The organism is Marinococcus sp. LNHM5E3-2.1 (assembly GCF_056034365.1).
In genome coordinates this window covers 1-25708 of sequence record NZ_JBQLIB010000005.1, presented here as the reverse complement: position 1 = coordinate 25708, position 25708 = coordinate 1, and the positions used below count along the sequence as shown (strand labels likewise).

Below are 25708 nucleotides of genomic sequence, written 5' to 3'. Positions count from 1 at the left end.
TCTAGTCCACCACCCGTTCTGTAAACAGGGAGGATGGAAGATGGATACCCCCGCGCTCCATCTGTTCATAAAAATGCGGGCGGACGCCGGTCGGAACAAGTTTTCCGATGATTTTTCCGTTGTCATCAACGCTTTCCTGCTGAAACATAAATATTTCCTGCAGGACGATAATATCGCCTTCCATTGCCTGAACTTCTGTAATGCTGGTGATCCGGCGCGTGCCGTCCCGCAGACGGGACTGCTGAATGATAACATCAAGAGCCCCTGCGATCTGTTCACGTATCGCCCTTATCGGCAGATCCATCCCAGCCATCAGCACCATTGTTTCAAGCCGGGAAAGCATATCCCGCGGGCTGTTCGCGTGACCTGTGGCAAGAGAGCCGTCGTGCCCCGTATTCATCGCCTGCAGCATATCGAGCGCCTCCCCGCTCCGGACTTCCCCAATCACAATTCGGTCCGGACGCATCCTCAACGAATTTCTCACCAGGTCCCTGATGGATATGGCTCCTTTGCCTTCAATATTTGGCGGCCGCGTTTCCAGGGAAACGACGTGTTCCTGACCTAGCTGCAGCTCAGCCGCATCCTCGATCGTTACAATGCGGTCTTCATTAGAAATAAAGGAGGACAGCACGTTCAGCGTTGTTGTTTTCCCCGAGCCAGTCCCTCCGCTGACAAATATATTCAGCTTGGCCTGCACACAGGCTTCAATAAAATCTGCCATTTCGCTGGTAAGCGTACCAAAGTTCACAAGGTCATGGATCGTAAAAGGGTCCTTGGAAAATTTTCTTATCGTTATAGTAGGCCCCCCAAGCGCAAGAGGAGGAATGATAGCATTCACCCGGGAGCCGTCCTGCAGGCGTGCATCCACCATCGGGCTGCTTTCATCCACCCGCCGTCCCAGAGGCGCCACAATCTTTTCAAGCACCTGCATCACATGTTCGTTATCCCGAAAGACAACATCTGTGAGCGTCAGCTTTCCGTTCCGTTCCACATATACTTTATCCGGACCGTTCACCATAACCTCTGACACGTCTTCATCCAACAGCAGCGGGTTAATCGGCCCATAGCCTGTTAAATCATTTTTAATATCTTCGATCAGGGCTCCCCGTTCGCGGATTGGCGGAAGCTGTTCGTTTTCTTCAATCACTTCCGAAATAATGTCTTCAAGCTCCGGGACGATGTCTTCCACATCGTCATTTTTCCGTTCCTTTAAGATGTATTTAAACACCAGGCTTTTCACTTCTGCATGGCCCGGGGGACTGACTGGTTTTGCCGGCTTTTCCTTAACCGTTTCTTTCTGCTCTGGTTTTTCCTGCGGCACTTCCGCAGAGGTTTTACGCTTTTCTCCCTGGGATGGCACGACCGTTGATTCGGGCTTATTTTTTGCTTCCAGGCGATTCATCAGCCCCATTATTGATCATCTCCCGGTGTCGATTTAGTTTTACGCAGCAGCCGATGGATGAGGCTGCTCGAAGAGGAAGCTTTTGCCTCTGGAACGGGCAGAAGCGTGTGCCCTATATGCTTTATCCTTTTCACAATTTCCGCTTTCGGATAGTCAATTACAAATGGCACCCCGGTGTCCATTGCTGTTACCACCCGGCTGCTGTCCTCCGGGAGATAAAAGATTTCCTTTACTGCAAAAAGATCTGAAAAGTCCTGCCCGGCCATTTTACCTTTGACGGTGGCCCGGTTGACCACGACGCTGCATTTATCCTTCATTCCCAGAGCTTTAAGGGTTTCGATCATCAGGCTTGTATTTTTTAATGAAGCCATACCGTTGGTGGTGACGATGAAAATATCATCCGCCTGTTCAATAAAAGAAAGGCTGCGGTCATTCAGCCCGGCTGCCGCATCCACTATTACCAGATCATTGTCGTTTTTCAATGAAGCCCCTACTGCAGAAAGCTGCGCCTCGTCTATAAGATCGGCATACTCCGGTCGGGCCGGCGCTGCCATTACGTGGAACCCTTTTTCATGCTTGATACAAAAATTCTGCAGACGGTCCTTTTGTACAGGCTTCGCTGCATCCAAAATGGTGGAATAAGGATCGATATCCAGTGCCAGCGCAAGATCCCCAAACTGCAGATCCCCGTCCACAGCCGTCACTTTCTGGTGCTGGGAAGCGAGATAAACAGCGAGGTTCGCCGTCAGCATAGTCCGTCCTGTGCCGCCGGAAGCACTGCATACAACAGCCATTCTCCGCTGCATTGGTCTGGTATCAGTTGTTTGTGCCACGCTCTACTCCCCGCTTTCCTCAAACTGGGTAATCCGGTTGCTGATCCACCCGGAGCCGTCTTCCCCGTATTCTACAAAAACCCACGTTCTGTTTTCCTCGTCCTGTTCAAACTGATTGGTGTATTCCAGACGGGTTCCGCTATCTACGATTTCCAGTACAGGAGCTTCGAGGCTAGGGAATTCCCGGATATTGGCGCGATACGTGTACGGTGAAAGTTCTATTGCCTGTTGAATATCTGCAGAAGAGTTGTTTTCTTCCGTTTCTGTCGGGGTTTCATCCTCTGGTATTGTTTCCCCGCCTGTATCATTATTTTCTTCTCCGGAAGAACCGTCATCATTTTCTTCAGGTACCGGTGTTTCCCCGGCTTCCTGATTACTGTCAGTGGCGTCGCTTTCATCTGAATTTTCTACTGAAGGGGCGGTGACCTCCACGGCGTTATCAGCCGATTCTCCCGGTCCATCCCCCTCCGTAGCCTGACTGTATATAGATAGATGGAGATCTCCATCATCCTGGTTGGCGTTGATGATTTGCGCTGAGCCCTCCTGCGTCAGCTCAAGCGTCACTGCCTGATACTCTGTCGTTTCTTCTTCCGTTCCTTCTCCTTCTTCATCAGGCGCAGCGGTTGACGTTTCCTGGAAGCGCTCGCCTACTGCAAGAACCCGGACCCTTTCAACCAGCACCTCTGTCTGCATTTCTGCATCTTCATTCATTCTGGTGGAAAGAACATCGACATAGTCGTCCGGCTCCAGCAGATACGACACGGATTCTTCATAATCCACGTTGACCGAGACTCCCCGTCTTCCCTCTTCCACCTGCTGGGCCAGCGGGGCATCACTGTCGTCAGCGCTCTGAAAATGATTTTCGAGAATAACTTCCTCATCCGCAAGATCCGATTTCGCGTAGGTGCCGGTTACATCTCCGGGCTCACGGACTGCATTCGGATGCATCTGCTCTTCCGCTATTTCCACTGCTTCCACCATGTCCCCTGTTATTCTCGTTCCTTCGTCAATCGCTTCTGTGGCAGCTACTACTTCGACCATCTGTACGTCTGTTTCTTCTGCTTCTTCCGGTGCGTCTCTTGTAATAAATATGTAGAAAATCACCGTCGTTATCACGCCGGCTATTAAAGCGAACAGCAGCAATCTTTTTGGCCTCATGTTATCCCGTCCCTACTGAGTCAGTCTGGTTGTATATGCCCCCCGGCTGGCACTACCTTCTACTATAGTACCCTTGCCCACCCGTTGAATAAATCTTCCCCGGACCGAATCGTCATTCTTACTCATTCGCTCCTCCAGGTAAAAATAGGCAAATCCTCGTATTTCCACTTCTCTGAAATTATCATCATTTCCAATCGGGGTATATACCGGGATAAGCATGACCCTGTCACAGTCACGGTCATAAATGTCGCCACTTGGACAATTATCGATGCGGTGATTGACTCCACGCTCTGTAGGACCGGAAATGTTTCCTGTCTGAGTGTTAACCACTTCTCCGACACGCAAAGGCTCATCGTAGCCTTCTTTTAATGTCTCTTCGTACGTTTTGGCCCCCGGGCCTTCCAGAGCCAGAATTCCGAAATTCCCACCTGTGGAATCGCCGGAATCGACCTTTAGATCATACGTTTCATTAAAAACCAGTTCCGTTTCTTCGTTGATGCCAAATGGAGCAGCCCCTGCCGCCTCCCCAATCGCAGCCACCTCTACATTGGCCGCAGCGTTAATATCTACTGTTTCCACTCCAAATAAAGAAGAAAAAAACACCTCAGTCGGACGCTCCAGCTCCACCCGCACCGACTGTTCTTCCGTAATGTCTGTATTAAATAAGCTTTCCGACTCTCCGTGTGCTCCCAGCACTTCATCCACTACATTGGAAACTTCTTCTTCAGAATTCATCAGTTCCTGGGCACCGGATAAAGCGGCTGCGTTTACTGTTTTCTGCAGGCTGCTCTGCGTCTTATATAAGTGTCCGCCATCAATGACTACTCCGCACATCGCTGTTGCTATACCGAGGCCAATCGCCATAAGAATTAACGCATTGCCCTTTTCATTTTTTATCCATATCTTCATAAAGGTCACTCCACCCTTATTGTTGAATTCGTTTCGATCGTATAGGGAATGGAATAATCACCGAGCAAATTAAAAATGGACGCCGGATACGCTGTCTCTACCGTCATGTATTCCCCGGAGCTTCGATCTCCCGGCGTTACTGTAACGGTAAGATCTGCCGGATTTCCGCTGTCAAAATTCTCCGTTACATAACTGTTAATTGCTTCATCGCTTTCTCCGAAGCTGCCGATCCGCACTGCTTCCTGGGTAATGAGCTCGAGCTCCTGGTGCGTATAGAGCACCCGCCCGAAATCAATCATTCCAATAAGCAGCGCGATAATAAGCGGAAGAACGAGCGCAAATTCAACGAGCGACTGTCCGTCTTCCTGCCTCCACATTTAAAACAGCATCCCTTCTGTAAATAAATTCACAGCGGCTCCCAAAGCTATAGCTACCCCGTACGGATACGTTTTTGAAAGTGATTGTTTCGACAATCCGCCGCCCGGGATCTTCGTTCCGTTTTTTATATGAGCCAGCCTGTAAAAAAATGATTTCAAAATATTTTTGTGGCGAAGCAGGACGATTAGTCCCATCAAGGCCCCGAGAAGCGCAATAAATATAAAGGACTGCAGCACGAATGTGCCGCCCTTCATTGCTCCCACTAGTGCCAGCAGCTTCACGTCACCCGCTCCCATGCCGCCCATGGCGTACGGAATAAACAAAAGGGCGAACCCAATCAAAAATCCAAGGAAGGAATGAAACAGCCCTTCCCATCCAGACACTGCGCCGTGGAAAACGAATGCGAGCAGCATGGATGGAAACAACACTTTATTATAGATTTTTCGTTCCTTTATATCTGTAATCGCACATATAAGTAATACGGCAATCAAAATCCAATCGATAAGTCCCAAGCTTCATCCCTTCCTTTCAGTTTTGACTTAGTTAATAAAAAACCCTCCCAAGTGTGGAAGGGCCATCAAATTCTTAATTATGCGCCTTCTTCTTCTGTAAGAGTATCTGTGATTTCCGTGAAGAAGTCACCGATTTGCTCTCCAAGAAGAACCAACGCCCCAATAACGCCAACCGCAATCAACCCAAGAATTAAACCGTACTCTGTCATGCCCTGTCCTTCTTCTTCCACTACCAAATTTTTAAAAATTTCGACCATTCTGAACACTCTCCTTTTATTGTAAGTAATTACTTGTCTGGGAGGACCGAGTCAACTGATCTGCCGGCTGGAAGCTTCTTCAAGAGCAAGAACGTCGCCGGGTGCAAGGTCTGCTGCCTGAATGCTTCCCGCAGGAAGCTCGATGACCGAGGCAGTACCTTTTACCTTTTTTCCGATTTTCCCTGGGCGCAGCTCTTCGTCCACTTCAAGCACTTCCATCTCCCGGCTGAGATAAAGCACATCTACAGGGAACTTCATCCAAAAGGTGTGAATCGATGGACAAGGGGAAATATGAAGGCCCGAATTAGCCGGGAAATGCTTTTTGAACATTAATCCCCTGAATCGCTGATAAAAATTGTATGCCCCTGTCACATTTTCCGCTATCACCTGTCTGGATTGAAGAACTACCAACTTCAAATGCCTGGCACCTCCTGTTAAACACGATCACTTCTTTAGAATCAAGCCTTTTGGCTTATGAATTGATTATACCTCGTAAACTTATTGTAAAATATCCCCTTACGTTCCTGTTATAAGGTATATTTAATAGGTTATAACTCCTACTTATGCTCCTATTTTTACTCATTTTAAAATCCTTCGTACTTTACCTGATACGCTTTCGAAATAGCCCGGGCCCGGTCCGGCACGTCCAGCTTTTTGAAAATTTTCGTAACGTGATTTTTTACCGTGTGATCACTAATAAAAAGCTTTTCAGCGATCTCGCGATTATTATCTCCTTTTATAATCAGTTCCAGCACTTCCTGCTCCCGGGAGGAGAGGGACGGTTTGTTTGGTACTGCCGGAATCGCCGATTCTTCTCCCACCTCTGCCGAATTCTGAAAAAACAGCTCCTGGTCATTGATAAACGTTTGCTCCAGGAAATTCAGAAAGCTGTCCTTCCATTCTTCCGAGATGTTTGTTATTGCTTTTATTTCCCTCCGATCCCCGCTTTCTGCATATACCATGGTCATGGCAAATATTTCAGCCTGTGCCCCTGTGCTCAAACGCGATCTGTTAACACCTTCCTTGAGAGAACGGCCTTCTTCCAACACTTCTCCGACCTGGCTGTCCGGCATTAATTCCTGGATGATCGCCGGGGAATAAGCAGACAGCCTGCATGCCCCTGTGATGGATGATACAAAGGAAGCAGAAAAATTTCCATTAGCAGTATACTGCTCAGCAATTTCCGCTGCCCGGCTCGACAGGGCGAAGGCTTCCGGATCAAATTGTTTTACCGCCAGATGCATGGCATTGAGCTGCTTGTGCACGCTAAGTCCCGACTCCTCTCCGGCGAGCTTCATGGACACACCGCCGATTACAGAGAGAGCTTCCAGAAATTCCTCCACCTGCCGGGTTCTCACTTCCAATGTACCTACGCATAGTACTCCAAGTATTTCCCCCTGAAAAACTAAAGGGCATTCGAGCACCGGCTCCTCCCACGGCGCTTGTGCCTGCTTCACTTTTTCACGCTCTGTATCCAGTCCAGAAAAGTATTCTGCCGCTGTGCTTTCTGCATAAAACTCCAGCTCCTGCCTGGAATATCCTCTTGAAATCATCCGGTATTTTCCGCGCTCTTTCTTTTTCAACAGCAGCATAGCGAAGGTTCCCTGACTTATGCTCAGGCTGGCATCTATAAGTATATAGCTGACTTTTTTTATATCCGGTCCGGCCGCCATCAGTCTGCCTATTTCGACCAGGGACCCCAGCTGTTGAATTTGACGATTATTTTCCTCTGCAAGCCAGTCTGTTTTCACTTTAGCTTCTATTATCGAAATCATGGTGAGTAAAAATTCTTTTCCCTTTCCGGATAAAAATCTGCGGGAAAAGCTCCCTCCAAAGATGACGGCGGAGGCTCCGTTAGTTTTCTGGATCGGCAGCGCAAAAAACAAGAGAGGCGAAAGTCCGTAGCGCTTCCAAAAATAACTTTGGGGGCGGTCTTTTAAATTTTCCAGAAACAAAGGCTCCTCTGACAGCAGCACTTTGCCAAGCGGCCCTTCCCCGGGGTGGAATGAGAGACTCTCTAACGCCTCCCTATGCTTTCCCGTCACGCATGTCGTTTCGTATACACCCTCCTGCCCCTCTTCAGCTATCCCCAGTACCTCTGCTTCTTCAAGACCATCGATGAGCAGTTCCAGTAATTCTTCCGTAGAATGCCGCTGAAGGGCCCGGTGCATTAACCGGGTATGATTTTCGGATGAAGACTGCCCGTCAAAGCAAAGCGCCAGAACATTTGCCGCCTTCTGGAAACGGTTAAGCCATTTTTCTCTTTCCTCGATATAAAAAGACGGTGTGTGCTTGATAATTTCCTTCCAGCCGCCTTTTTTTCCATACGCCGATTCAAGACTTGTTTCCACTGTTTTTTGTGCCCCTTCTTCAACCAGCAGTCCTGCCAGTAAAAAATGATTTGGACTTTCATTTTTTTGCAGCGGAACTACTGCTATATGAATCCCTGGAAAAAGATCGTAGAAAAAAGGCTCTCGTGCGTTTAACTTTCCTTTAAACATATGATTTATTTTATCTCTGAGCCCTGCCCCCGGGGCAGCATCGAGTGCTGCGAACAGTTCATTTTCCCCGTCGGTAAAAGCAGATTCGTTCCCCAGGCTGTCAACGACTAGCAATGTAACATTATATAAGGAAGTATACATCGCCTGTATTTCTTCCATTATCTCTGTACGCTGATCCCCCATAATACTGGCCCCCTATGCTTCGTTCTTGGCCCTGTGGCTGTCTATCAGCTGTGAAAAATAAGCTTTCAATAGGAACCAGGGACCTTTTGCCGTGTACTGTAGTCCTAATTTCAATGTATACGAATTCTATACCTTTATCGGGGGGAATTAAAAGCTTTTTTCGGGATTCCCGGGCAATTCAAGAAGAATTTACCCTTCTCCATGAATGCATATGCGACCAAACTCACTGGTCCTTTTACTTTGATTGCTCTTATGGATTTCGGTATGATGGATGCATTCATACCGTAGGAGGCAGGGCGATGCGCAAGACCATTTACATTCATGTGGGTTATCACAAAACAGCTACTACTTTTCTGCAGAAAAGCATTTATCCTAAATTGACGCACCAAATTACATATCTTTCCCGGGGGCATATACAGACGGATTTGTACAAAATACGCCATAAAAAATTATCGGATAAAGCTACCAGTGATTTACGTAACGAATTTGAGTCAATGATGGAGACGGGAAAACCGCTCCTCATTTCGTACGAGGGTCTCTCCGGCAACCCAATGTCCACGAAAAAAAAGGTCAAAGACAACTACGCCATTTTAGAGGATCTCCGCCGGATTTTTCCTGAAAAAAGCTATGACGTGCATATTATTGTTGGAGTACGGCGGCAGCTTGATCTCCTCACTTCCCTTTACGTGCAGTATATTCACCAGGGCGGCTACAAGCAGGCCGCCGTCGTGTTTGAGGAGTGGGAGCATCTGGGAGTACTCGACGGCTACTATTATTTCAGCTACATGGAGCGTGTCACGCAATTGTTTGGCAAAAGCAACTATTATCTCATGCAGTACGAGCGGTTCCGGCAAAATGAAATGCAGGAAATTAAAGGACTTTTGCAGTATATGGGAATTGAAAAAATGCCCTCCTACAGCAATACAAAAGTAAACCGGAGCTACGGCACTATGCAGGTGAAGGCTGCCAGAAAGATGAACTATTTTTTTAAAACTCCGTTTAATCCCGAAGCCCCTGTTCCAACAAAAAGAGGAAAGCCCCTATCCCGAAGGCTGTTGCAGAGCCGGGCAAGCTTTATGCTTCACCACCAAAAATATTTTCTCCCGGAGTCTCTTCAGAAGGTACTTCAGGCAAAGTACCAAAACGACAATCAACTGTTTTTTCATCATTACAGTATTGATTACACGAAGAAAGACATTTAAAAGACACAGTTTTCAACAGCTGTTTTCCAGCTTTCTTCTGTTTGTGATTAAACCGAACCTTTCCGGGGTAAGATTATTTAAACATCCTAAAGGAGGCTGAGATATGTATAAACGGGAGTCCAAGGACTCAGCTGACAAGCCCCACCGTTTATTTTTAAAAATCACTAAAAAACCTCTTCTTTCTTCTTCAATTGTTTATGGTGTCATGCTGGCCACCATAGCGATTATTGGCATAGCTGGAAAAGACAAAAATTCAAATTAACAGTAACTCAAAAATAGTTAAAGGAGACCCGTTTGTTCCGGGTCTCCTTCTTTAATGTCCTGCCTGCCAAGGGCGCGGTGTCCGCTGTATGGTCCTTTGTTTTGCGGGCAAATCCTTTTGCTGTACTGTTTTCGGCTGCATTCCGTTTTCAATCCTCGATTTTACTTTCGTATCCATCTTTGACAGGTTCACCGGCTGAAAGACTCTTCCGGCCACTGCCCCGCACATAGGGCACGGGGCTTCACTGACCCGGGCTCCTTTGGAGACAATCCAGCTTTCAAACGTACCGCACGTCCGGCATTCAAAGGTGAATTGGGCCATACTAATCAAGCTCCGGCAATATATTTTTATAAAATATATCCTTAGGCAGGGCGAGCGTGCAGCAGGCATTCGGTATATCTACGACGCCTGCTACAGTGCCCTGTACCGGTGCAGTACCCAGGAGCATATAGGCCTGCTCGCCTGTGTAGCCAAGTGTTTTCAGAAAATCAATCGCATTCAGGCACGCATTCCTGTAAGCGACGTTAGCATCCAGGTAGGTCTGCGCTCCCGAGAACTCGTTCACCGACACGCCTTCAAAAACCAGAAATTCATTATAATGCGGCATGACTGGTCCTGGCTTAAAGACAGGATTGCGCTTAATATGGTGTTTTTCCATGCCGTTCTTTATTACGTGTACTTTCAGGTCAATCCAGCCGGGCATTTCAATGCCACCGCAGAACGTAATTTCTCCGTCTCCCTGCGAGAAATGAAGATCTCCCACCGACAGCTTCGCTCCATCTACAAACACCGGAAAGTATACCCTTGAACCTTTCGAAAGATTCTTAATGTCGCAGTTGCCCCCATTTTCCCTGGGTGGCACCGTTCTTGCTCCTTCGGCGGCAACCCGTTCGAACTCTTCACCTTTGAGTTCACCAAGCACAACTGAATCCTTCGTTGGAAGATTCGCAAGCGGAGGCACCCGGTCAGGATTTGTATCCACCAGTTCCTTTTCTCTGCGGTTCCATTCATTCAGCATATCCTGTGAAGGAGCCACGCCGATCAGCCCCGGATGAATGATGCCTGCAAACTTTACATTCGGAACATGTCTCGAAGTCGCATAAATACCTTCAAAATCCCAAATGGATTTGGCTGCTTCCGGATAATGGTCCACTAAAAAGCTTCCGCCGTTTTCTTTGGCGAAAATACCGTTAAATCCCCATTCATGCGAGTGAAACGTTCCGATATCCAAAATATCAACAACGAGCAGGTCCCCCTCCTCCACTCCATTCACGTGCACCGGCCCGCTTAGTACGTGCACACGATCGAGGTTCACATGTTTTATATCCGAAGGGTCATCATTGTTGCTGATCTGCCCGTCGGTCCAGTCCAGGCATTCCATACGGAATGTCTCTCCCGGTTCTACAGAAAAAGCGGCAGGAATATCCGGGTGCCAGCGGTTATGCCCCGGCGTCGTCTGCTGGTCCATTGTTTTATTGAGGTCTACTTCAAACAGTTTTTTCGGCATATAAAATCCTCCTGTTTATAAAGGTAGCCAGAGGCACAGCATACGATGTTTAAATTTTCTGAATATATTAGATAAAAAAAAGGGGAAGGCTCTCCCCTTTTTTCTACTTCTTATGCTAAAGTAATCGACTCATCCGCATAGACGCTTTGCACAGAGCGGATAATCTCTATACCGTCCTTCATCGGACGCTGGAACGCTTTGCGTCCCATAATCAGTCCCATGCCGCCGGCACGCTTGTTAATTACCGCTGTTTTTACGGCATCCTCCAAATCCGATTCTGCAGAACCGCCGCCGGAATTGATTAAGCCAGCCCGTCCCATAAACGAGTTCATTACCTGATAACGGGTCAGGTCAATTGGATGGTCACTTGTCAGCTCTGAATAAACCTTGTCATGTGTTTTGCCGTAGCTGACAGCGGTGTAGCCGCCGTTGTTGGTCGGCATCTTTTGTTTCACAATATCAGCCTGCAGACTTGCTGATAAATGGATCGCCTGACTCGTCAGATCGGAGGCGGTGTGATAATCGGTGCCGTCTTTTTTAAAGCCAGGGTTACGAAGATAGGCCCAGAGAATGGTGCCAAGACCGAGCTGGTGAGCGCGTTCGAAGGCCTTCGATACTTCCTGAATCTGCCGGTCACTCTGCTCAGAACCAAAATAAATCGTCGCTCCAACCGCTACGGCCCCCATGTTATAGGCCTGTTCCACAGATCCAAACATGATTTGGTCATGTGTTTCCGGATACGTTAACAATTCATTGTGGTTAATTTTGGCAATGAAAGGGATTTTGTGCGCATAATCTCTTGCAATCGAGCCAAGTGCCCCGATCGTTGAAGCTACCGCATTACAGTTACTTTCCATCGCAAGCTTCACAATGTTTTCCGGGTCGAAATACATCGGGTTCGGAGCAAATGAAGCCCCTGCCGAATGCTCAATGCCCTGGTCGACCGGCAGAATGGACAGATAACCCGTTCCGCCAAGCTGTCCGTGATCAAACAGGCTCTGCAGGTTGCGCAGAACTACCGGAGAACGATCTGTCGATTTGTATACCCGGTCGACAAAATCAGGCCCCGGCACATAAAGGTTTTCTTTCGGCACCGTCTTGCTTTCATGATTTAATAAGTAATCCGCGTCTTGTCCTAATATTTCCTTCGTTGAAGCCATCATGATACCTCCTCACCATTTTAGGAAATTCTTCTTACCTAATTCCCTTTTTAGGGAAGAAAATAAACAAATTTTCGAAAGATTTTATGAAAGGATAAGCCTCCGAAAAATGTTTGTATGAATGATTTCCGCTTTAAGTATAAGACTTTTTAGGATTGTGACGATATATATAGCAAGTACTGCTTCTTAATTTAAACTTCTATAATGCAATCAACTTTTCCGCTGGAAAGGGCGTTTCTTATGAAAATAAATTATCTGTTTGTGATGTTTTTTTTGTATATGTTCCTCGGTATTTTCATAGGAGTCGGTTTTGCTGTTCTTATGCCGGTGGTCATTCCCATACCCGGTTCTTTTTTATACATGTTTTATATCGCTTCGATTACAGCCGGTGTGGCACTCGGGCTTTTGAATTATTTTCTTTTCTTCAGCTTTGTACGCAGATGCATCTTTCACTTTCAGGCTGTATTGACCTCTGTGCGAAACGGAGACCTGAGCGCCCGAGCCTCCTTTCAAAGTACCGGAATGATCGGTCGTTTAAATGCTGATTTGAACCGTACTATCGCCCACCTCGAAACGACCAAAGAAATGGTTGGCCGCGACGATTTAACCAAGCTGCCCAACCGTGTTGCCCTGCAGCAGTTTTTTCAGAAAACCTCCGATGCAGAACTTCCTTATCTTCTTTATTTTATCGACATTGATCAATTTAAAACCGTTAATGATACTTACGGCCATGTGACCGGTGATCGTGTGCTTCAATTTACTGCCAGCAGAATTGCCAGCGCCTGCTTTCCGGAACAGCATCTTTATCGTTTAGGCGGAGATGAGTTTGTCATTATGGAAAGAATCCGAACAAAAAGCGGGAAAAGCACACAGCTGACCCAAAGCCGGATAGACCAGCAGCTCCGGGTTCCCTATACAGATGGGGAAAACACTTTTGCGATCACCGTCAGCGTTGGAACTTACGAATTCCTGAACCAGCAGGAGGATTTCGCCACCGTGCTGCATAAAGCCGATCTGGCAATGTATAAAAACAAACGTCGAAAGCAAGAAAATACACTTCCCTCAAGTGAATAAATACGGGAAGCCTTATTCCGCCGAAAAATCCCTTCACAATTTCTTCATTTTTACAGTAACAATGGCCTATACTTTTCAGCCTAATTTATATCGATAAATGTCTGTAGAGTTAATTCTTTTTATCTGCTTAATATTTCCATTCCATCATTCTCATAAAAAGCAGAAACAAAAGAACAGCAGCTGTATTTTTCGCAAGGGGGAAGTATTACTACATTAATTTAGAGGGGTGTATGGAATGAAGGAATGGTTTAACTTCAAAAGTCTTCGCGCAAAAATCTTAACTGGTTTTTTGTCACTTGTGGTGCTCGTAACAGCACTCGGGGTCTATAATTTTTACGCTAACAGTAAAGCGAATGCTGAAACAGAAGGTATCGTTGAGGAGCAGCTTCCGCTGTTAATCGCTGACGAAAAGCTTGCTTTTAATATGGCCCAGCGTGTTGCTTTATCCCGTGGATACGTTTTATTCGGCGATGAGGAATTCAAAAGCAGCTTCATGGAATATACCGAGGAGAGCGCTGCGCTGGAGGAGGAAACGCTTGCCAATTTCGAATCCGCTGAATTAGAAGCACTAACGGAACAAAGCATTGAATGGGAGCAGATTATTACCTCAGAAGTTTTTCCAGCCTATGAGGCAGGAAATGAAGAAGAAGCTAAACAAATTTTAAACACAGAAGCCAAACCTCTAGCTCGCGAGATTATGACCGGCTTTGAAGAGTTAGCTACAGAGAGAGAAGGATTAATCACCACCGCAGGGGAAGAAATACTTGAAAGCGGCAGGAACATGATGACCACCGGCACAATTGTTTCCCTTCTGGTTATCATTGCCGGCTTGGCAATTGCCTTTTTCATGGCGCGCACGATTTCTGCCCCGATCAAAGCGGTTATGCATCGGATGCAGTCCATTGCCGATGGAGATTTGAGCCAGGAGCCGATGCAGACTACCGCACGCGACGAAACCGGCAAGCTCGTACTCGCTGCCAACCAGATGAATGACAACATGGCCCAGCTGCTTGCACAAATTAAAACGATGTCCGCGAACGTATCGGGTCAGAGTCAGAATTTAACCCATTCTGCAAACGAAGTGAAAGCAGGATCCCAGCAGGTAGCAGTTACAATGGAGGAGCTTGCTTCCGGGGCAGAATCGCAGGCCACAAGTGCCAGCAGCATTGCCTCCTTAATGAGTGATTTTACAGAAAATGTTTCTGACGCCCATACGAAGGGCGAAGATGTCCGCAATGCCTCGACTCATATTTTGTCTATTACAAATGAAGGTCGCGAGCTGATGGATAATTCGGTTCATCAAATGGAAAAAATCGATGCTATCGTGAAAAATGCCGCTGTGAAAGTGGAAGGACTTGATAAACAGTCCCAGGAGATTTCAAAATTAGTGTCTGTCATTAATGATATTGCTAACCAGACCAACCTGCTTGCTTTAAATGCAGCCATTGAGGCTGCCCGCGCTGGCGAACAGGGGCGCGGCTTCGCCGTAGTCGCTGATGAAGTGCGGAAGCTGGCCGAGCAGGTCTCTGCTTCTATCACAGACATTACCGGCATCGTGGAGGGAATCCAGAACGAATCGTCTTCCGTCACTGCCTCTCTGCAGTCAGGCTATAAAGAAGTGGAAATCGGCACCACCCAGATCCAGACTACTGGCGAAACCTTTAATACAATTAATACCGCTATTCAAGAAATGGCAGAAAACCTTCAATCTGTTACTCAAAATCTGGCAGCCATCTCTTCAAGCAGTCAGGAAATCAACGCTTCTATTGAAGAAATAGCTTCAGTATCCGAGGAATCTGCTGCCGGCGTTGAACAGACTGCAGCTTCCGTCCAGCAGACGAGCAGCTCCATGGAGGAAGTTTCCGCTAATTCGGAAAACCTTAACGATCTTGCCCGCCAGTTGAACGCTGAAGTAGATAAATTTAAGCTATAATACGAGTAAGAAGGCCCGGAGATTTTTTCTCCGGGCCTTCTTCGTTATTCAAGGTCTGTTTTACGCTTCAGCGGCGTTACTGCCGGCCCTTCAATAACTTCTCCGTCGTAGGAAAATCTCGAACCATGGCACGGACAATCCCAGCTCCGTTCTGCATTGTTCCAGGAGAGATCGCAGCCCATATGCGTACAGGTGGTGTCGACAACATACAGTCGGCCCGTTTCGTCCCTGTAAGCGCCCGCCTTTCCGTCTTCTGTATTAATTAAAGCTCCTTCATCATTTTCCAGGTTCTTTTCTTTATCCCCTCTGTTGGCCTTTCCTTTAATCATTTCTTTTCCTACGTCCATGTTTTCGGAAGCAAAGGATTGAATGTTTTTCTTTTTCAGCTCGGAACGTGTTGGATCAAAAGCCTCCTTATACACATTTTCATTACCGAGTACATAATCGACGAGCATCTTCCCTGCTGCTTCACTGTTACTCATGCCCCATTTCATAAATCCGGTGGCAGTAAAAATCTGTTCTTCCCCGGATGTCATTGGGCCCACATAGGGCATTTTATCCAGAGTGATCATATCCTGAGCCGACCAGCGGTAAGGCACCGTCTGCAGACCGAAGTACTCTTCACCAAAGCTGCGCAGTGCTTCATACCGTTCGAACGTATTCGTTTCATTTTTTCCGGACGTGTGTCCTTCCCCGCCAATTAAAAGCAGATTCTCCCCGTTTTCATCCTTTGCTGTACGAAGCGACCGCGAAGGGGAATCTACACTGATATACATATGCTTTGGCATTGTCTGAACTTTTGCCCCAATGATGTAGGAACGCTCCACATGCAGACGACTGTAGTATTTCCCCATACCGTCGTTAAAAGGGAAATGACTTGTGACCAAAAGGTAGTCACTGGTAACCGTGCTGTCGTTGTTTGTATTGACCACTACTTTCCCATTGGCTTTATTCACCTCAGCTGCACGTGTGTTCTCGTACACACGCCCGCCAAGACGAACAACTTCTTCAAGAAGGGCCCGGTAATAATGCACTGGCTGAAACTGAGCCTGATCGCGGATAACGAGCGCCCGTTCAACAGCGTATGGAAGATCATGTTCGTCAGAAGCATCGCCCCCGTTTACATTTAATAACCGGTACGCCTCTGCTTCCTTCTCCATCACTTTTTTCTGCTGCTCGCTTTTCGTATAAATAAAAGCGTTCCGCTCTTCCCATTCACAGTCAATATTAAGCTCAGTAACCCGCTTGCGCATATCGCTGATCGCCTGTTCGTTAGCTTCAAAGTACTGGCTGGTTTTTTCCCGGCCGTGATTCTGAAGCAGCTCATCGTACACCATTCCGTGCTGGGAGGATATTTTTGCCGTTGTATTCCCGGTTGTACCTTCGAGCACCCTGCCCGCTTCCAGCAGCACCACCTTCGTTCCGGCCTTTGCTAAATAGTAGGCTGCTGTGATACCGGCTGCCCCGGCTCCTGTGATAGTCACTTCAGCCGTGTCTTCTCCACTATGTGCAGGCATGTGTGTAGTTTTGCTTTCCTTAAGCCATAAAGAATTCGGATATAAAGGGACATGTTTATTGTTAGTCATTGCAGTTCCTCCTTATAGTTATTCAGGCTGCCGGTGCTTCTTCCTGCTTGGGGCGGGCCGCTTTATACCAGTGCCAGCAGAGAATCACCATAATGGCAATATCCACCGCATCCCCCCCGTAATACATCAGCATCGAACCCGCCTGAGCAGCTTCCTGCCCAATTCCGGGCGGCGGAGATGCATATAAATACTTGGACAAAATACCGTGGCCTGCAAGGGCTGTTACAAGCACCCCGGATCGAAACAGAAAAGAATACCGGTGCGGCGCCGGATCGATATAAATAATAGAAGCTGTAAACACATATCCCGCTAAGAAAATATGAATATGAACAGCTGTATAAACGAGCACGGACTCATGCATCAAAGCGTACAATCCAGTCGTATACAAAAGCCATAGGCCGCCAATATTTAACACCGAAGCCGTCACTGGATGAGATACTATCGCCACAAAGCGGCTCCGCAGTAATTTAGACAACTTTTTCGCTGAAGGCACCGGGAGAGTGCGGAGAGCAAGCGTCATCGGCGCCGAGAGCACCATACAAAGCGGGGCCAGCATACCAAGCAGCAAATGGCCGGTCATATGAATGACAAAGGAATCATGAGCCATCCGGGGAATCGGCCCAAGCACCGAAATGACTGCCGCCGCTGTACCGGCAGCAAACAGCCCAATGCGGTATACCGGCCATCCAGTGTCACGAAAGGCCGCAGCAAGATACAAGAGACAGACAACGACAAAAGGGGCTGCAAGCACGCCTTCTGCAAAATAATGTGAAGTAGTCATCAGTTTATACAGCTGCTCTCTGTTTTTTTATCCGCGAAGTTTGTCTCCATACGATTATCCCGGCAACAAGCAGTACGAACGCACTGATGTTCCATACCAGATCATATGGCAGAATATCTACTCCGTATCTTATTTGATGGATGCCCATCCACTTATGGTGAACGATCCCGTCATACAGCTGAAAGAAGCCGACCCCGGTTAACATTCCCCCGATCCACCGGCGCAGCCAGAAGCTCTGCCGGCGCCGGAGATCAGCAAACATAAACAGGGCAGCTACTGTAGCAAACCAGCTGAATGCATGAAAAAAACCATCTGAAACGATCCCGACAGCCGTGGTCGATAAATCATAAAAATGATGCCAGTTCAGAAGCTGATGAAAAACGGCTTCATCTATAAAAGCGATGAGCCCGAGACCGAAAAGAAGGCCGGATAACAGGTTTCTTCCGGCGTAATTCGCCTGATTTCTCCGAAGCATAGCTTCGTTTTTTTCTGACATGACTAAGCCTCCTACGTTACATATCTGTTTTCACACGATTGCTCGAAAAAAGCACGTGCGTGCCCAGATAAAAATGAAACATATATTCTGCTGTTCCCATCAGCACAGCGGCTGTTATTGCTGCAAGCAGCACCGGCCCTGAAAAGGAAATTACAGCACCTGCAATTAAAATAATCACAAACACAAGAACGGCATCCCCAATCGCTGCGATCAGGCTTTTTACACGGGGGAGCAGCATGAGATCACCGAGCGGATAGCTGATTGCGCCGATAATAATAGTGAGCACCAGCACACTCCAAACAGAGACCCCGTTTGCGATACCAAGCACCAAAAATAGCAGAGCCGCCGTCATCACTCCTTTTCCGGTTAATGCTTTAATGTGTTTCATGTTCTCCTCCTTTCTGAAGCTGGTTTATAAAACGCAAAAAGCCAGGGAAAGACGTATCTCTTTTCCTGGCTTACCGCAAGGCTTAATCCCGCGATTGCTGCCTTCGTTTATTCAGTTAATGCTGGGCTATCTCTCTATTTCCTTAAAACGCATTTACATAAACGCTCTTTTAATCACTCGAGCTAGCGCTTTGCGAGTGAGCACCAGGCTTAAGAGGTGGTTATATTCTTCTTTCGTTCTATTATGACTGGAAAAGATACTGCAGTTTTTCAAGCGACTTTTCGGCATATTCATTAACACAATCTATTCTGGACTTTTTTTCTTTTGAAGGAAATACATTCAATTCCGGTGCCAGGCATTCTACTGTAATCGTTCCATCGTACCCTGTTTCTTTAATAGCCTCAGCGATTGTCTCCCAGGGAAGTCTTCCGTACCCGAGACCCTGCCGATTAGTATCTGCCACATGTATATGGCTGAGGGCGGGGCCCAGATGATGAAAAGGCTTCTCCATGCTGCTCTCCTCAATATTCATGTGAAAAGTATCGAGCATCGTCGTCACAAATGGATGTCCGGTTTCTTCCACGAGCATAAGCGCCTGCCATCCGGTATTAATGATACAACTTTCGTAACGATTTAACGGCTCAATGACCAGAGCAACGTTTCTTTCTTCTGCATAGGGAGCTATTTCCTGAAGTGATAAAACGGCTGCTTCCCATTCTTCTTTACCGTTTCCTTCCGGCTTTGATTTGCCCGGGGCGCACGGGGAAAGCACCATATATTCTGCACCAGCCCGGTATGCACGGCTAATCTGTTCTTTAAAATAGTTTACAGCTGTTTTTCGCATAGTTGGATCAATCTGTGATAAATCTGTTTCTTTCCGCGGCCATCCTGCATCCGCACACAGACCCCGGATACGGATCCCGAGGGCTTCCGCCTGCTGGATTAATTCCTCCCAGTTATAGTCCTTCGCGTGAATTTCAATTTCATCGTACCCTATGGAAGCTGCGTCACGCATTGTCTGTTCAATTGGCTGGTCTCCAAAGATCCAGCTGCATATCGAAAATTTCATCTCGTTCTCCCCTTCACTATTATGCCTGCCTTCTAATATATTCCTTGCCCAGCTCTCCTGTAAGCATGATTTTGACCAAATATAAAACAAAAAAACCAGCGGTTTGTCACCGCTGGTCCTACTTAAACGTCTTCTGAAAAAACGTGTCCGCCGATTTCATAATCAACTGTCTTCGTTTCCCAGAGCCAGTTGTCTTTCGGCACATCTTCACTCCAGAAAAACAATGAATCCCCTACCGGCTCCGATCCATTCAGAGCCTCTTCCGTTGCTTCTTCTGCACGCTCGGAAGGAGATTCTTCTATGCTTCCGTTAGCTACTACCTGGAATTGATTTTCTTCGTATATGACACTTTCGACATCGTCTGGGAAGGTTTCGGATTCAATGCGGTTCAAAATAACACTTGCCACGGCCACCATACCTTCAAAAGATTCATCTTTGGCTTCTGCATGAACGGCCCGTTCAAGCAGTTCTTCATTTTCCACCTCAGGCACTTCACTCGAGGCGACTCTTTCTTCTTCCGGCTCCTGTTCAGGTGCCTCTGCTTCCTGTTCTGTCTCTTCTTCTGCAGCCTGTTGTTTTTCTTCTGCTTCCTGCTCGGCTGTCTGGCTTCGTTCGTGCACATTGTAGACTAAGAAGCCTAACACAGCAGCAAAAACAGCTAGCGATCCTATTACGGTGTAAATAGAATACTGCCTGGACATCGTAATCACCCTTTATCAGTGAGGCAAGATTATTGTTCCTATGATGGCGGCAAATGACAGGTCTGTCATCATTTTACCACTTCGCTTCAAGGAATAATAATTTCCACTGACGGCATATTCGGCTGTTTTTTGCTGTAACACTGGAAGAAAAGTCATAGGCACAGAAACAGGCATTGTAATTCCACGATAAAGGCACAGACGCCTTCCTGCGTCTTTTTTAGGAGGAAGACTCCTCCCGTTTTTCCGATTTCGCACGTTCATTGCGAATACGCTGGCGGTAGCCGTAGGTCGCTTTGAGCACCGTTTCTTCACTTTCAAGCCCTGCCCCAAGAGCGCCTCCAAGCGTGGCTACCGTGCAGGCAAGCCAGGATATTTTCAGGTACGTCGCAAATGTTACGGCCCCCTGTAAATTCAGTGCCAGCTGTGATCCTGGAATAAACAGCAGAGAAACAACTAAAAACATCACAAATAGAATAATATAATAATGAATAATGGCAATTCCAATGGTAGAAGCTGTAGCTTTATTGTAGGAACGGACTAAAAATTTAGATTCTGCCTTTGACTCTTTTTCCCACAAACCATGTGCAGCAATAAACCATACAGTCATAGCCACCATGGCCGTAAACATAACAGCAAGAAAGCGCCAAAAGCCATAGGTGTCGCTCAGCATCCAGAAACTAGGAAAAATCAGTCCATAAGCTCCGGTAGCAAAAGCTAAGGCAATTACACGCTTAAAGGCCGGAAAAATCGTCCAGGGCCGGTTTGCCAGCACCATGCCGGAAAGCAGCCTCGTGCGCCCTCTCATATTCAGGTTAGCATAGAAGCGGACATGCTGGCTTTCTTCTTCATTAGAATACACCGTCCGTTTAATTGGGGAAAAGCGCTCATACAAACGGCTGCCCATCAGTTCCCTCGATCCTCTTCCCCGGACCTGATAGGAATGTTCTTCTTCATGATCCTCAAGCTGCTCCTGATTTTCTGCGATACGCTCATTCTGCCGTTCGCGGTCTTCCTCCAGGCTTCCATGGTGCATTTCATTTACAAGCTGCATCATTGCCTCACGGACACGCTTTCTCATTGGCATTGCCCCTAGAGAGGGCAGGGAAATAAGGCCAATCTCCCGGTCTGAACTGGCATCAGCTATCACCAGTTTTTTGCCGTCTATAATTGGAAGGTCCGTAAAGCAGAGAGCATAATCCCATTCATTCTTTTGTTTATGTTTTTGTGCTTCCTCAATCACAGGCTCTGATTTTTCTATCACCCCGGCAAAAGGATCAAGAATCACTTCTACTTCCCAGCTTCTCCGGTCATCTACATAGTTTTTGAGCAAATCCGGCAGCTCTTCTGCCATCTCGTCGCAAATTTCCTTCGGCAGCTCCGGGGCGGCTATCAGCCCGAGTGTATAGCTGTCCGGGGAATGTTTGTTTTTTTTCGAAGCCATTGATACTCCTCCTTCCTCTGCACTGTCTTAGAAATAAGGCCAAAGATACAGTATCATACTTTCGCCTTTTTCCAAATGCACATATTTTTCTATTATGCACATGTTATAGATAAAAGAAAATGAGGAATATTTCTTTTAGGTTCAATATAATACAAGGAGGTGAACCGAAGCCAAGTGCTTCGGCCGCTATGAAGCTTACAGAAACCATTCACGTACTCGAGCTTTCCGTGCCCCGTGGAAAGGATACCATGGTATTACACTTAACCCTCATAAATAACGATGGCCACCTGATTCTCTTTGATACAGGCATGCCCGGATACGAAGAAGAAATATACGAATTGATACGACAGGAAAATTTAAACCCCGATCACCTTGATACTATTATTTTAACCCATCAGGACATTGATCACATCGGGAGCCTCCCGGAAATTCTTCACGACCACCCCAACCTGCGTGTCCTCATGCATTCTGAAGACAAACCTTACGTAGACGGGGAAGAACCGTTGATTAAATTCAGCAGTAACGCCAAAGCAAACCTGATCGACACCCTTCCGGAGGAAAAGAGGGACCGGGTTGGTTATATGCTCGATAAGAATGAATCCTCGCTCATCAATGAAACTATGGAAGAGGGAGATAAACCTGTGGCGGGGCTGACCGCAGTGCATACGCCCGGACATGCTCCCGGGCATATCAGCCTGTATCACGAAAACAGCCATACGCTTATTGCCGGCGATGCTTTGACTGCTGAAGACGGCGAGCTTTTCGGACCCCGGGCAGAAGTTACGCCAGACATGGAACAAGCCCACCGTTCTCTAGAAAAACTGCTCGATTTCGATATAACGACCGTAATTTGTTATCACGGAGGCGTAGTACACGGAGACATTAATCAAAAAATCCGGGGGATCTTATCCTAAACGAAAAAAGCACCTCCGCAGCTAGCGGGGGTGCTTTCGTTTGTGCTTTGATTAAGAGTTTTCGATATCCTCCCGGATCCGCTGCCGGCGCTCTTCTTCCTCCCGAAGTCTCGTTTCCTTGTAATCCTTTCGTACGGATTTCAGTAAGGAAATAGCGGAGATGAACAGGACAATAGAGAATGGCAGGGCCCCGATAAGAGAAACTGTCTGCAGTCCGTCAAGACCGGCACTGATAATCAGTACAGTAGCCAAACCGGCGATCAATGCGCCCCAGATTACTTTTAAGAGCATTGATGGGTTCGTATCCCCGTTGGATGTCATCATGCCCAGCACAAATGTGGCAGAGTCTGCTGAGGTTACCAGGAATGTAAACAGCAGGCATATCGACAGTATGGAGAGCAGAGTGCCAAGCGGTATGTTATCGAGCATGGCAAACATGGCCCGTGTCGTATCCTCCGCAACAATGCCCGCTATATCTGTGCCGTGGAATAAATCCAGGTTGATCGCAGTGCCGCCGAAAATACCAATCCAGATCATCCCGATAAACGGCGGAGCAACCATAACGCCAAGGACGAATTCCCGGAGCGTGCGCCCTTTAGAAATACGGGCTACGAACATCCCTACAAATGGAGACCAGGCAATCGTCCAGGCCCAGTAATAAATCGGCCAGTCCTGCACCCAGGTGCCGTCTGTATAGTTTTCCATACGCAGACTTGCCTGGAAGAAGTTTTGAACATAATCACCGAGACCCATGGTAATTGTTTCAAAAATAAAGCCTGTAGGACCGATAAACAATACAGCTATCATTAAAAACAAAGCCAGACCGAGGTTTACATTACTCAAATATTTTATTCCACGGTCCAGACCAGAGATGGTCGAAACCATAAAAGCTACAAACATGACGGCTACAATAGTAAACTGAGTCGTCGAGCTGGCAGGAATACTGAACACACTATTGAGGCCCCCGCTGATCTGCAGAACACTCAAACCAAGCGTAGTAGCCACCCCCATTACTGTAGCGATAACAGCAATGATGTCCACGCCATTACGGAAGCCTTTGCGGAGCGGGCGGGTGCCGTCCCCGATAACACCGTTCATTGTGTCACTGATAAGACTCCGCTCTTCCTGACGGTATAAAAAGTAGGAAATCGCAAGTCCCACAAATGTAAATGACGCCCACTGGTGGATGCCGTTGTTAAAAAATGCGTTCCACATTGCTTCTCTTGCCGCTTCCGGTGTCCCGGGATCTACGCTCGTCCAGGGAGGGGGAGTCTGAAAGTGGGTCATCGGTTCTGCCACACCCCAGAAAACGATACTTACACCAAATCCACAGCTGAACAGCATCGCGATCCAGGTGAAAAAAGGGTATTTTGGCCGGGCATCGTCGCCCCCGAGTCTGACACGCCCGTACTTACTAAACGCCATATAAAAGTTAAATAAGATCAGAAACAGCACAAACAGTAAATAAAACCAGCCGAACGTATCAGCAATAAAGCCGTATGTAAATTCGGCTTGTGCTTGCAGGGCCTGTGGTGCTAATGCCCCCCACAATGCAAATACAAAAATAATGATAAAAGAAATGAAAAAGATACTGTTGAGAAATTTAAATTTTTTCTCTTTTTCACTCATGATGCCTTCCTCCTTTCTTTGCTTAGGGAAACGAATTAACGAAACTTTAACATATAAGGCATCCCAACAACAGTTAGTTCCAAAAAAACTCTTGGAAATAGTATTAGGTTCAAAGAACTAATGTGAAGCAGCCTTTGGTTTGATTTACCCGAATTGCCTTGAAAATAATACACAAATTCACTGATTTAAGGAAATTTTCAATGAACTTTCTTAATTTTCATGACTATTTCACTAATTATTCATTTATTGGCGTCGTAAATGTCAAAAATATCATGTACAATGAATATAGAATATAATTCATCAAAGAACCGCATAAAACGATCTGCATTTGTCCTATTTCCTCTTTCCAGCTTTAGGTTTCAGGCAGGATGCCCCTGCTAATTCACTATATTAGGAGGATGTTCTATGCACACAATGAACGTTGTATTAGTGGCTGTCGACGGATCCGAGCAGGCTGAATATGCTTTTGAGACCGCTCTCCCTATTGCTAAAGCGCAGGAAGCCCAGCTTATAATTGCGAGGGTGATTAATAAAAACGCCTATCAGCCGATGAGCAGTTACGCTCCTTCCATTATTGAAAAAGTACAGGAGGATGCCAATGAACTGCTGGCAAAATACAAAAAACAGGCAGAAGAAGCAGGCATCACAGATGTAACTGTAGAGCTTTTATACGGTTCTCCCAAAACGAAAATCATCCGTGATATCGTACCGAAATACCATGTAGATTTAATAGTTACCGGGGCGACCGGCTTAAACGCTGTAGAAAAAATATTCATGGGCAGTGTATCCGAGCACATTGCAAAAGCGGCACCCTGCAGTGTCATGGTGGTCCGTTCTTAAAATTAAAGCTTTTAAAAGCAGCAGGCAAAAATTGCCGCTGCTTTTTTTTGAAAATTTATGTTTATTCCTTTTGTGAGCGGGAACAGTTTAAGTGTCCCCGATAGATTGAGGGATAAAAAATATATGCATGGTGGAAATGTTTGGACAATAGCGCCTAAAACATAAGCCAGAAAAGACCTGTCTCTTTTCTGGCTTTTTTGCGTGCAAAAGCCGATTTACTCCTCTCCCGGGCTTATTGTTCTTTTGTTTTCGCTATGCATTATTTTCATCTTTTGTTCTATATGCAACCAGGCATGAAGCCGGTGCACAAAAAGAATCATTATTTTTTCCACATCCACTTTAAAGCGGGATTCTACAGCCCGCACTCATTCTGTATTTTAAAAAATTTTTAGGAGGACTTGAAAATGGCAATCGATAAGTATCCATCCAGACAAGGCGATCATAAGGAAATCATGGACCGGAAGGACCCTGTTGTTCACGGCGGTTCGGATTTTGAGGGCCCGCTGCAAAAGGAAGAACTGGACTTTTACGACGAGAACGGCTACCTCATGCTCCAGAAGCTGTTTACCGATGAGGAAGTTGAAATGATGAA

The 25708-nt window shown here is 46.8% G+C and carries 26 protein-coding genes and 1 pseudogene; 7 read left to right on the top strand and 20 right to left on the bottom strand.

The window, feature by feature from the left end:
* Nucleotide 1: 1 nt before the first annotated feature.
* The 9 genes from ACTRXH_RS07815 to ACTRXH_RS07775 form a co-directional block, all read right to left on the bottom strand.
* Complete coding sequence (locus tag ACTRXH_RS07815) at nucleotides 2-1411, bottom strand: CpaF family protein (protein ID WP_474281529.1); 1410 nt, start codon at nucleotides 1409-1411, stop codon at nucleotides 2-4.
* Nucleotides 1411-2235, bottom strand: a complete 825-nt coding sequence (locus ACTRXH_RS07810; protein ID WP_474281527.1) for a CpaE/TadZ family protein — start codon at nucleotides 2233-2235, stop codon at nucleotides 1411-1413. Before ACTRXH_RS07810 ends, ACTRXH_RS07815 begins: the two co-directional genes overlap by 1 nt.
* 3 nt (nucleotides 2236-2238) lie before the next feature.
* On the bottom strand, nucleotides 2239-3393 hold the full coding sequence (cpaB, locus tag ACTRXH_RS07805; protein ID WP_474281525.1) for a Flp pilus assembly protein CpaB: 1155 nt from the start codon (nucleotides 3391-3393) through the stop codon (nucleotides 2239-2241).
* Between the two features lie 12 nt (nucleotides 3394-3405).
* Nucleotides 3406-4302 carry a pilus assembly protein TadG-related protein gene (locus ACTRXH_RS07800; RefSeq protein ID WP_474281523.1) on the bottom strand — a complete coding sequence of 299 codons (897 nt, stop codon included), beginning with the start codon at nucleotides 4300-4302 and terminating at the stop codon, nucleotides 3406-3408.
* A gap of 5 nt (nucleotides 4303-4307) precedes the next feature.
* Nucleotides 4308-4679, bottom strand: a complete 372-nt coding sequence (locus ACTRXH_RS07795) for a TadE/TadG family type IV pilus assembly protein (RefSeq protein ID WP_474262851.1) — start codon at nucleotides 4677-4679, stop codon at nucleotides 4308-4310.
* Nucleotides 4680-5192 (bottom strand): A24 family peptidase, encoded by a 513-nt coding sequence (locus ACTRXH_RS07790; RefSeq protein ID WP_474281521.1) that lies wholly within the window; start codon nucleotides 5190-5192, stop codon nucleotides 4680-4682.
* A gap of 77 nt (nucleotides 5193-5269) precedes the next feature.
* The gene (locus tag ACTRXH_RS07785) at nucleotides 5270-5449 is read right to left on the bottom strand and encodes a Flp family type IVb pilin (RefSeq protein ID WP_474281519.1); all 180 of its coding nucleotides are present in this window, start codon (nucleotides 5447-5449) and stop codon (nucleotides 5270-5272) included.
* A gap of 51 nt (nucleotides 5450-5500) precedes the next feature.
* A complete protein-coding gene (locus ACTRXH_RS07780; protein WP_474281517.1) occupies nucleotides 5501-5866 on the bottom strand; it encodes a DUF192 domain-containing protein in 366 nt (121 codons plus the stop codon).
* Between the two features lie 167 nt (nucleotides 5867-6033).
* Nucleotides 6034-8133 carry a LuxR C-terminal-related transcriptional regulator gene (locus ACTRXH_RS07775; RefSeq protein WP_474281515.1) on the bottom strand — a complete coding sequence of 700 codons (2100 nt, stop codon included), beginning with the start codon at nucleotides 8131-8133 and terminating at the stop codon, nucleotides 6034-6036.
* A gap of 299 nt (nucleotides 8134-8432) precedes the next feature.
* Here ACTRXH_RS07775 and ACTRXH_RS07770 point away from each other — a divergent pair, with 299 nt between their 5' ends.
* Entirely contained in the window at nucleotides 8433-9335 is a 903-nt protein-coding gene (locus ACTRXH_RS07770) for a sulfotransferase domain-containing protein (RefSeq protein ID WP_474281513.1), read from the top strand.
* 103 nt (nucleotides 9336-9438) lie between these two features.
* On the top strand, nucleotides 9439-9597 hold the full coding sequence (locus ACTRXH_RS07765) for a hypothetical protein (RefSeq protein WP_474281511.1): 159 nt from the start codon (nucleotides 9439-9441) through the stop codon (nucleotides 9595-9597).
* A gap of 51 nt (nucleotides 9598-9648) precedes the next feature.
* Here the strand turns inward: ACTRXH_RS07765 and ACTRXH_RS07760 are convergent, their stop codons facing one another.
* The 3 genes from ACTRXH_RS07760 to ACTRXH_RS07750 form a co-directional block, all read right to left on the bottom strand.
* On the bottom strand, nucleotides 9649-9918 hold the full coding sequence (locus tag ACTRXH_RS07760; protein WP_474281509.1) for an FmdB family zinc ribbon protein: 270 nt from the start codon (nucleotides 9916-9918) through the stop codon (nucleotides 9649-9651).
* A gap of 1 nt (nucleotide 9919) precedes the next feature.
* Nucleotides 9920-11104 carry a formamidase gene (gene fmdA, locus ACTRXH_RS07755; protein ID WP_474281507.1) on the bottom strand — a complete coding sequence of 395 codons (1185 nt, stop codon included), beginning with the start codon at nucleotides 11102-11104 and terminating at the stop codon, nucleotides 9920-9922.
* A gap of 110 nt (nucleotides 11105-11214) precedes the next feature.
* Complete coding sequence (locus tag ACTRXH_RS07750; RefSeq protein ID WP_474262835.1) at nucleotides 11215-12264, bottom strand: class I fructose-bisphosphate aldolase; 1050 nt, start codon at nucleotides 12262-12264, stop codon at nucleotides 11215-11217.
* A 240-nt stretch (nucleotides 12265-12504) separates the two neighbouring features.
* Between ACTRXH_RS07750 and ACTRXH_RS07745 the strand changes: the two genes are divergently transcribed.
* The gene (locus ACTRXH_RS07745; protein ID WP_474281505.1) at nucleotides 12505-13338 is read left to right on the top strand and encodes a GGDEF domain-containing protein; all 834 of its coding nucleotides are present in this window, start codon (nucleotides 12505-12507) and stop codon (nucleotides 13336-13338) included.
* A 235-nt stretch (nucleotides 13339-13573) separates the two neighbouring features.
* The gene (locus tag ACTRXH_RS07740) at nucleotides 13574-15271 is read left to right on the top strand and encodes a methyl-accepting chemotaxis protein (protein WP_474281503.1); all 1698 of its coding nucleotides are present in this window, start codon (nucleotides 13574-13576) and stop codon (nucleotides 15269-15271) included.
* Between the two features lie 44 nt (nucleotides 15272-15315).
* Here ACTRXH_RS07740 and ACTRXH_RS07735 read toward each other — a convergent pair whose 3' ends face one another.
* The 7 genes from ACTRXH_RS07735 to ACTRXH_RS07705 form a co-directional block, all read right to left on the bottom strand.
* A complete protein-coding gene (locus tag ACTRXH_RS07735; protein WP_474281501.1) occupies nucleotides 15316-16857 on the bottom strand; it encodes an FAD-dependent oxidoreductase in 1542 nt (513 codons plus the stop codon).
* Nucleotides 16858-16879: 22 nt separating this feature from the next.
* The gene (locus tag ACTRXH_RS07730) at nucleotides 16880-17638 is read right to left on the bottom strand and encodes a cytochrome c oxidase assembly protein (RefSeq protein WP_474281499.1); all 759 of its coding nucleotides are present in this window, start codon (nucleotides 17636-17638) and stop codon (nucleotides 16880-16882) included.
* A 4-nt stretch (nucleotides 17639-17642) separates the two neighbouring features.
* Complete coding sequence (locus ACTRXH_RS07725; RefSeq protein WP_474281497.1) at nucleotides 17643-18134, bottom strand: DUF2243 domain-containing protein; 492 nt, start codon at nucleotides 18132-18134, stop codon at nucleotides 17643-17645.
* A gap of 16 nt (nucleotides 18135-18150) precedes the next feature.
* Nucleotides 18151-18522 carry a DUF2512 family protein gene (locus ACTRXH_RS07720; protein ID WP_474281495.1) on the bottom strand — a complete coding sequence of 124 codons (372 nt, stop codon included), beginning with the start codon at nucleotides 18520-18522 and terminating at the stop codon, nucleotides 18151-18153.
* A gap of 241 nt (nucleotides 18523-18763) precedes the next feature.
* Nucleotides 18764-19591: a sugar phosphate isomerase/epimerase family protein gene (locus tag ACTRXH_RS07715; protein ID WP_474281493.1), complete on the bottom strand. Its 828-nt coding sequence runs from the start codon at nucleotides 19589-19591 to the stop codon at nucleotides 18764-18766.
* A 122-nt stretch (nucleotides 19592-19713) separates the two neighbouring features.
* A complete protein-coding gene (locus ACTRXH_RS07710; protein ID WP_474281491.1) occupies nucleotides 19714-20292 on the bottom strand; it encodes a cell wall hydrolase in 579 nt (192 codons plus the stop codon).
* Nucleotides 20293-20509: 217 nt separating this feature from the next.
* On the bottom strand, nucleotides 20510-21733 hold the full coding sequence (locus tag ACTRXH_RS07705) for a hypothetical protein (RefSeq protein ID WP_474281489.1): 1224 nt from the start codon (nucleotides 21731-21733) through the stop codon (nucleotides 20510-20512).
* A gap of 188 nt (nucleotides 21734-21921) precedes the next feature.
* On the opposite strand from ACTRXH_RS07705, the gene ACTRXH_RS07700 reads away from it, so the two are divergent.
* Nucleotides 21922-22647, top strand: a complete 726-nt coding sequence (locus ACTRXH_RS07700) for an MBL fold metallo-hydrolase (RefSeq protein ID WP_474281487.1) — start codon at nucleotides 21922-21924, stop codon at nucleotides 22645-22647.
* A gap of 51 nt (nucleotides 22648-22698) precedes the next feature.
* Here the strand turns inward: ACTRXH_RS07700 and ACTRXH_RS07695 are convergent, their stop codons facing one another.
* Nucleotides 22699-24276: a BCCT family transporter gene (locus tag ACTRXH_RS07695; protein ID WP_474262813.1), complete on the bottom strand. Its 1578-nt coding sequence runs from the start codon at nucleotides 24274-24276 to the stop codon at nucleotides 22699-22701.
* A 405-nt stretch (nucleotides 24277-24681) separates the two neighbouring features.
* Between ACTRXH_RS07695 and ACTRXH_RS07690 the strand changes: the two genes are divergently transcribed.
* The gene (locus ACTRXH_RS07690; protein WP_474262811.1) at nucleotides 24682-25116 is read left to right on the top strand and encodes a universal stress protein; all 435 of its coding nucleotides are present in this window, start codon (nucleotides 24682-24684) and stop codon (nucleotides 25114-25116) included.
* A 404-nt stretch (nucleotides 25117-25520) separates the two neighbouring features.
* Nucleotides 25521-25708, top strand: a pseudogene (locus ACTRXH_RS07685) (ectoine hydroxylase); the annotation flags it as partial.

Bases quoted from the DNA above. Each gene is read 5' to 3' on its own strand.
- ACTRXH_RS07815 (WP_474281529.1), bottom strand. From the start codon at position 1,411: ATGGGGCTGATGAATCGCCTGGAAGCAAAAAATAAGCCCGAATCAACG.
- cpaB (WP_474281525.1), bottom strand. From the start codon at position 3,393: ATGAGGCCAAAAAGATTGCTGCTGTTCGCTTTAATAGCCGGCGTGATA.
- ACTRXH_RS07800 (WP_474281523.1), bottom strand. From the start codon at position 4,302: ATGAAGATATGGATAAAAAATGAAAAGGGCAATGCGTTAATTCTTATG.
- ACTRXH_RS07795 (WP_474262851.1), bottom strand. From the start codon at position 4,679: ATGTGGAGGCAGGAAGACGGACAGTCGCTCGTTGAATTTGCGCTCGTT.
- ACTRXH_RS07785 (WP_474281519.1), bottom strand. From the start codon at position 5,449: ATGGTCGAAATTTTTAAAAATTTGGTAGTGGAAGAAGAAGGACAGGGC.
- ACTRXH_RS07775 (WP_474281515.1), bottom strand. From the start codon at position 8,133: ATGGGGGATCAGCGTACAGAGATAATGGAAGAAATACAGGCGATGTAT.
- ACTRXH_RS07770 (WP_474281513.1), top strand. From the start codon at position 8,433: ATGCGCAAGACCATTTACATTCATGTGGGTTATCACAAAACAGCTACT.
- ACTRXH_RS07765 (WP_474281511.1), top strand. From the start codon at position 9,439: ATGTATAAACGGGAGTCCAAGGACTCAGCTGACAAGCCCCACCGTTTA.
- ACTRXH_RS07760 (WP_474281509.1), bottom strand. From the start codon at position 9,918: ATGGCCCAATTCACCTTTGAATGCCGGACGTGCGGTACGTTTGAAAGC.
- fmdA (WP_474281507.1), bottom strand. From the start codon at position 11,104: ATGCCGAAAAAACTGTTTGAAGTAGACCTCAATAAAACAATGGACCAG.
- ACTRXH_RS07750 (WP_474262835.1), bottom strand. From the start codon at position 12,264: ATGGCTTCAACGAAGGAAATATTAGGACAAGACGCGGATTACTTATTA.
- ACTRXH_RS07745 (WP_474281505.1), top strand. From the start codon at position 12,505: ATGAAAATAAATTATCTGTTTGTGATGTTTTTTTTGTATATGTTCCTC.
- ACTRXH_RS07740 (WP_474281503.1), top strand. From the start codon at position 13,574: ATGAAGGAATGGTTTAACTTCAAAAGTCTTCGCGCAAAAATCTTAACT.
- ACTRXH_RS07735 (WP_474281501.1), bottom strand. From the start codon at position 16,857: ATGACTAACAATAAACATGTCCCTTTATATCCGAATTCTTTATGGCTT.
- ACTRXH_RS07730 (WP_474281499.1), bottom strand. From the start codon at position 17,638: ATGACTACTTCACATTATTTTGCAGAAGGCGTGCTTGCAGCCCCTTTT.
- ACTRXH_RS07725 (WP_474281497.1), bottom strand. From the start codon at position 18,134: ATGTCAGAAAAAAACGAAGCTATGCTTCGGAGAAATCAGGCGAATTAC.
- ACTRXH_RS07720 (WP_474281495.1), bottom strand. From the start codon at position 18,522: ATGAAACACATTAAAGCATTAACCGGAAAAGGAGTGATGACGGCGGCT.
- ACTRXH_RS07715 (WP_474281493.1), bottom strand. From the start codon at position 19,591: ATGAAATTTTCGATATGCAGCTGGATCTTTGGAGACCAGCCAATTGAA.
- ACTRXH_RS07710 (WP_474281491.1), bottom strand. From the start codon at position 20,292: ATGTCCAGGCAGTATTCTATTTACACCGTAATAGGATCGCTAGCTGTT.
- ACTRXH_RS07705 (WP_474281489.1), bottom strand. From the start codon at position 21,733: ATGGCTTCGAAAAAAAACAAACATTCCCCGGACAGCTATACACTCGGG.
- ACTRXH_RS07700 (WP_474281487.1), top strand. From the start codon at position 21,922: ATGAAGCTTACAGAAACCATTCACGTACTCGAGCTTTCCGTGCCCCGT.
- ACTRXH_RS07695 (WP_474262813.1), bottom strand. From the start codon at position 24,276: ATGAGTGAAAAAGAGAAAAAATTTAAATTTCTCAACAGTATCTTTTTC.
- ACTRXH_RS07690 (WP_474262811.1), top strand. From the start codon at position 24,682: ATGCACACAATGAACGTTGTATTAGTGGCTGTCGACGGATCCGAGCAG.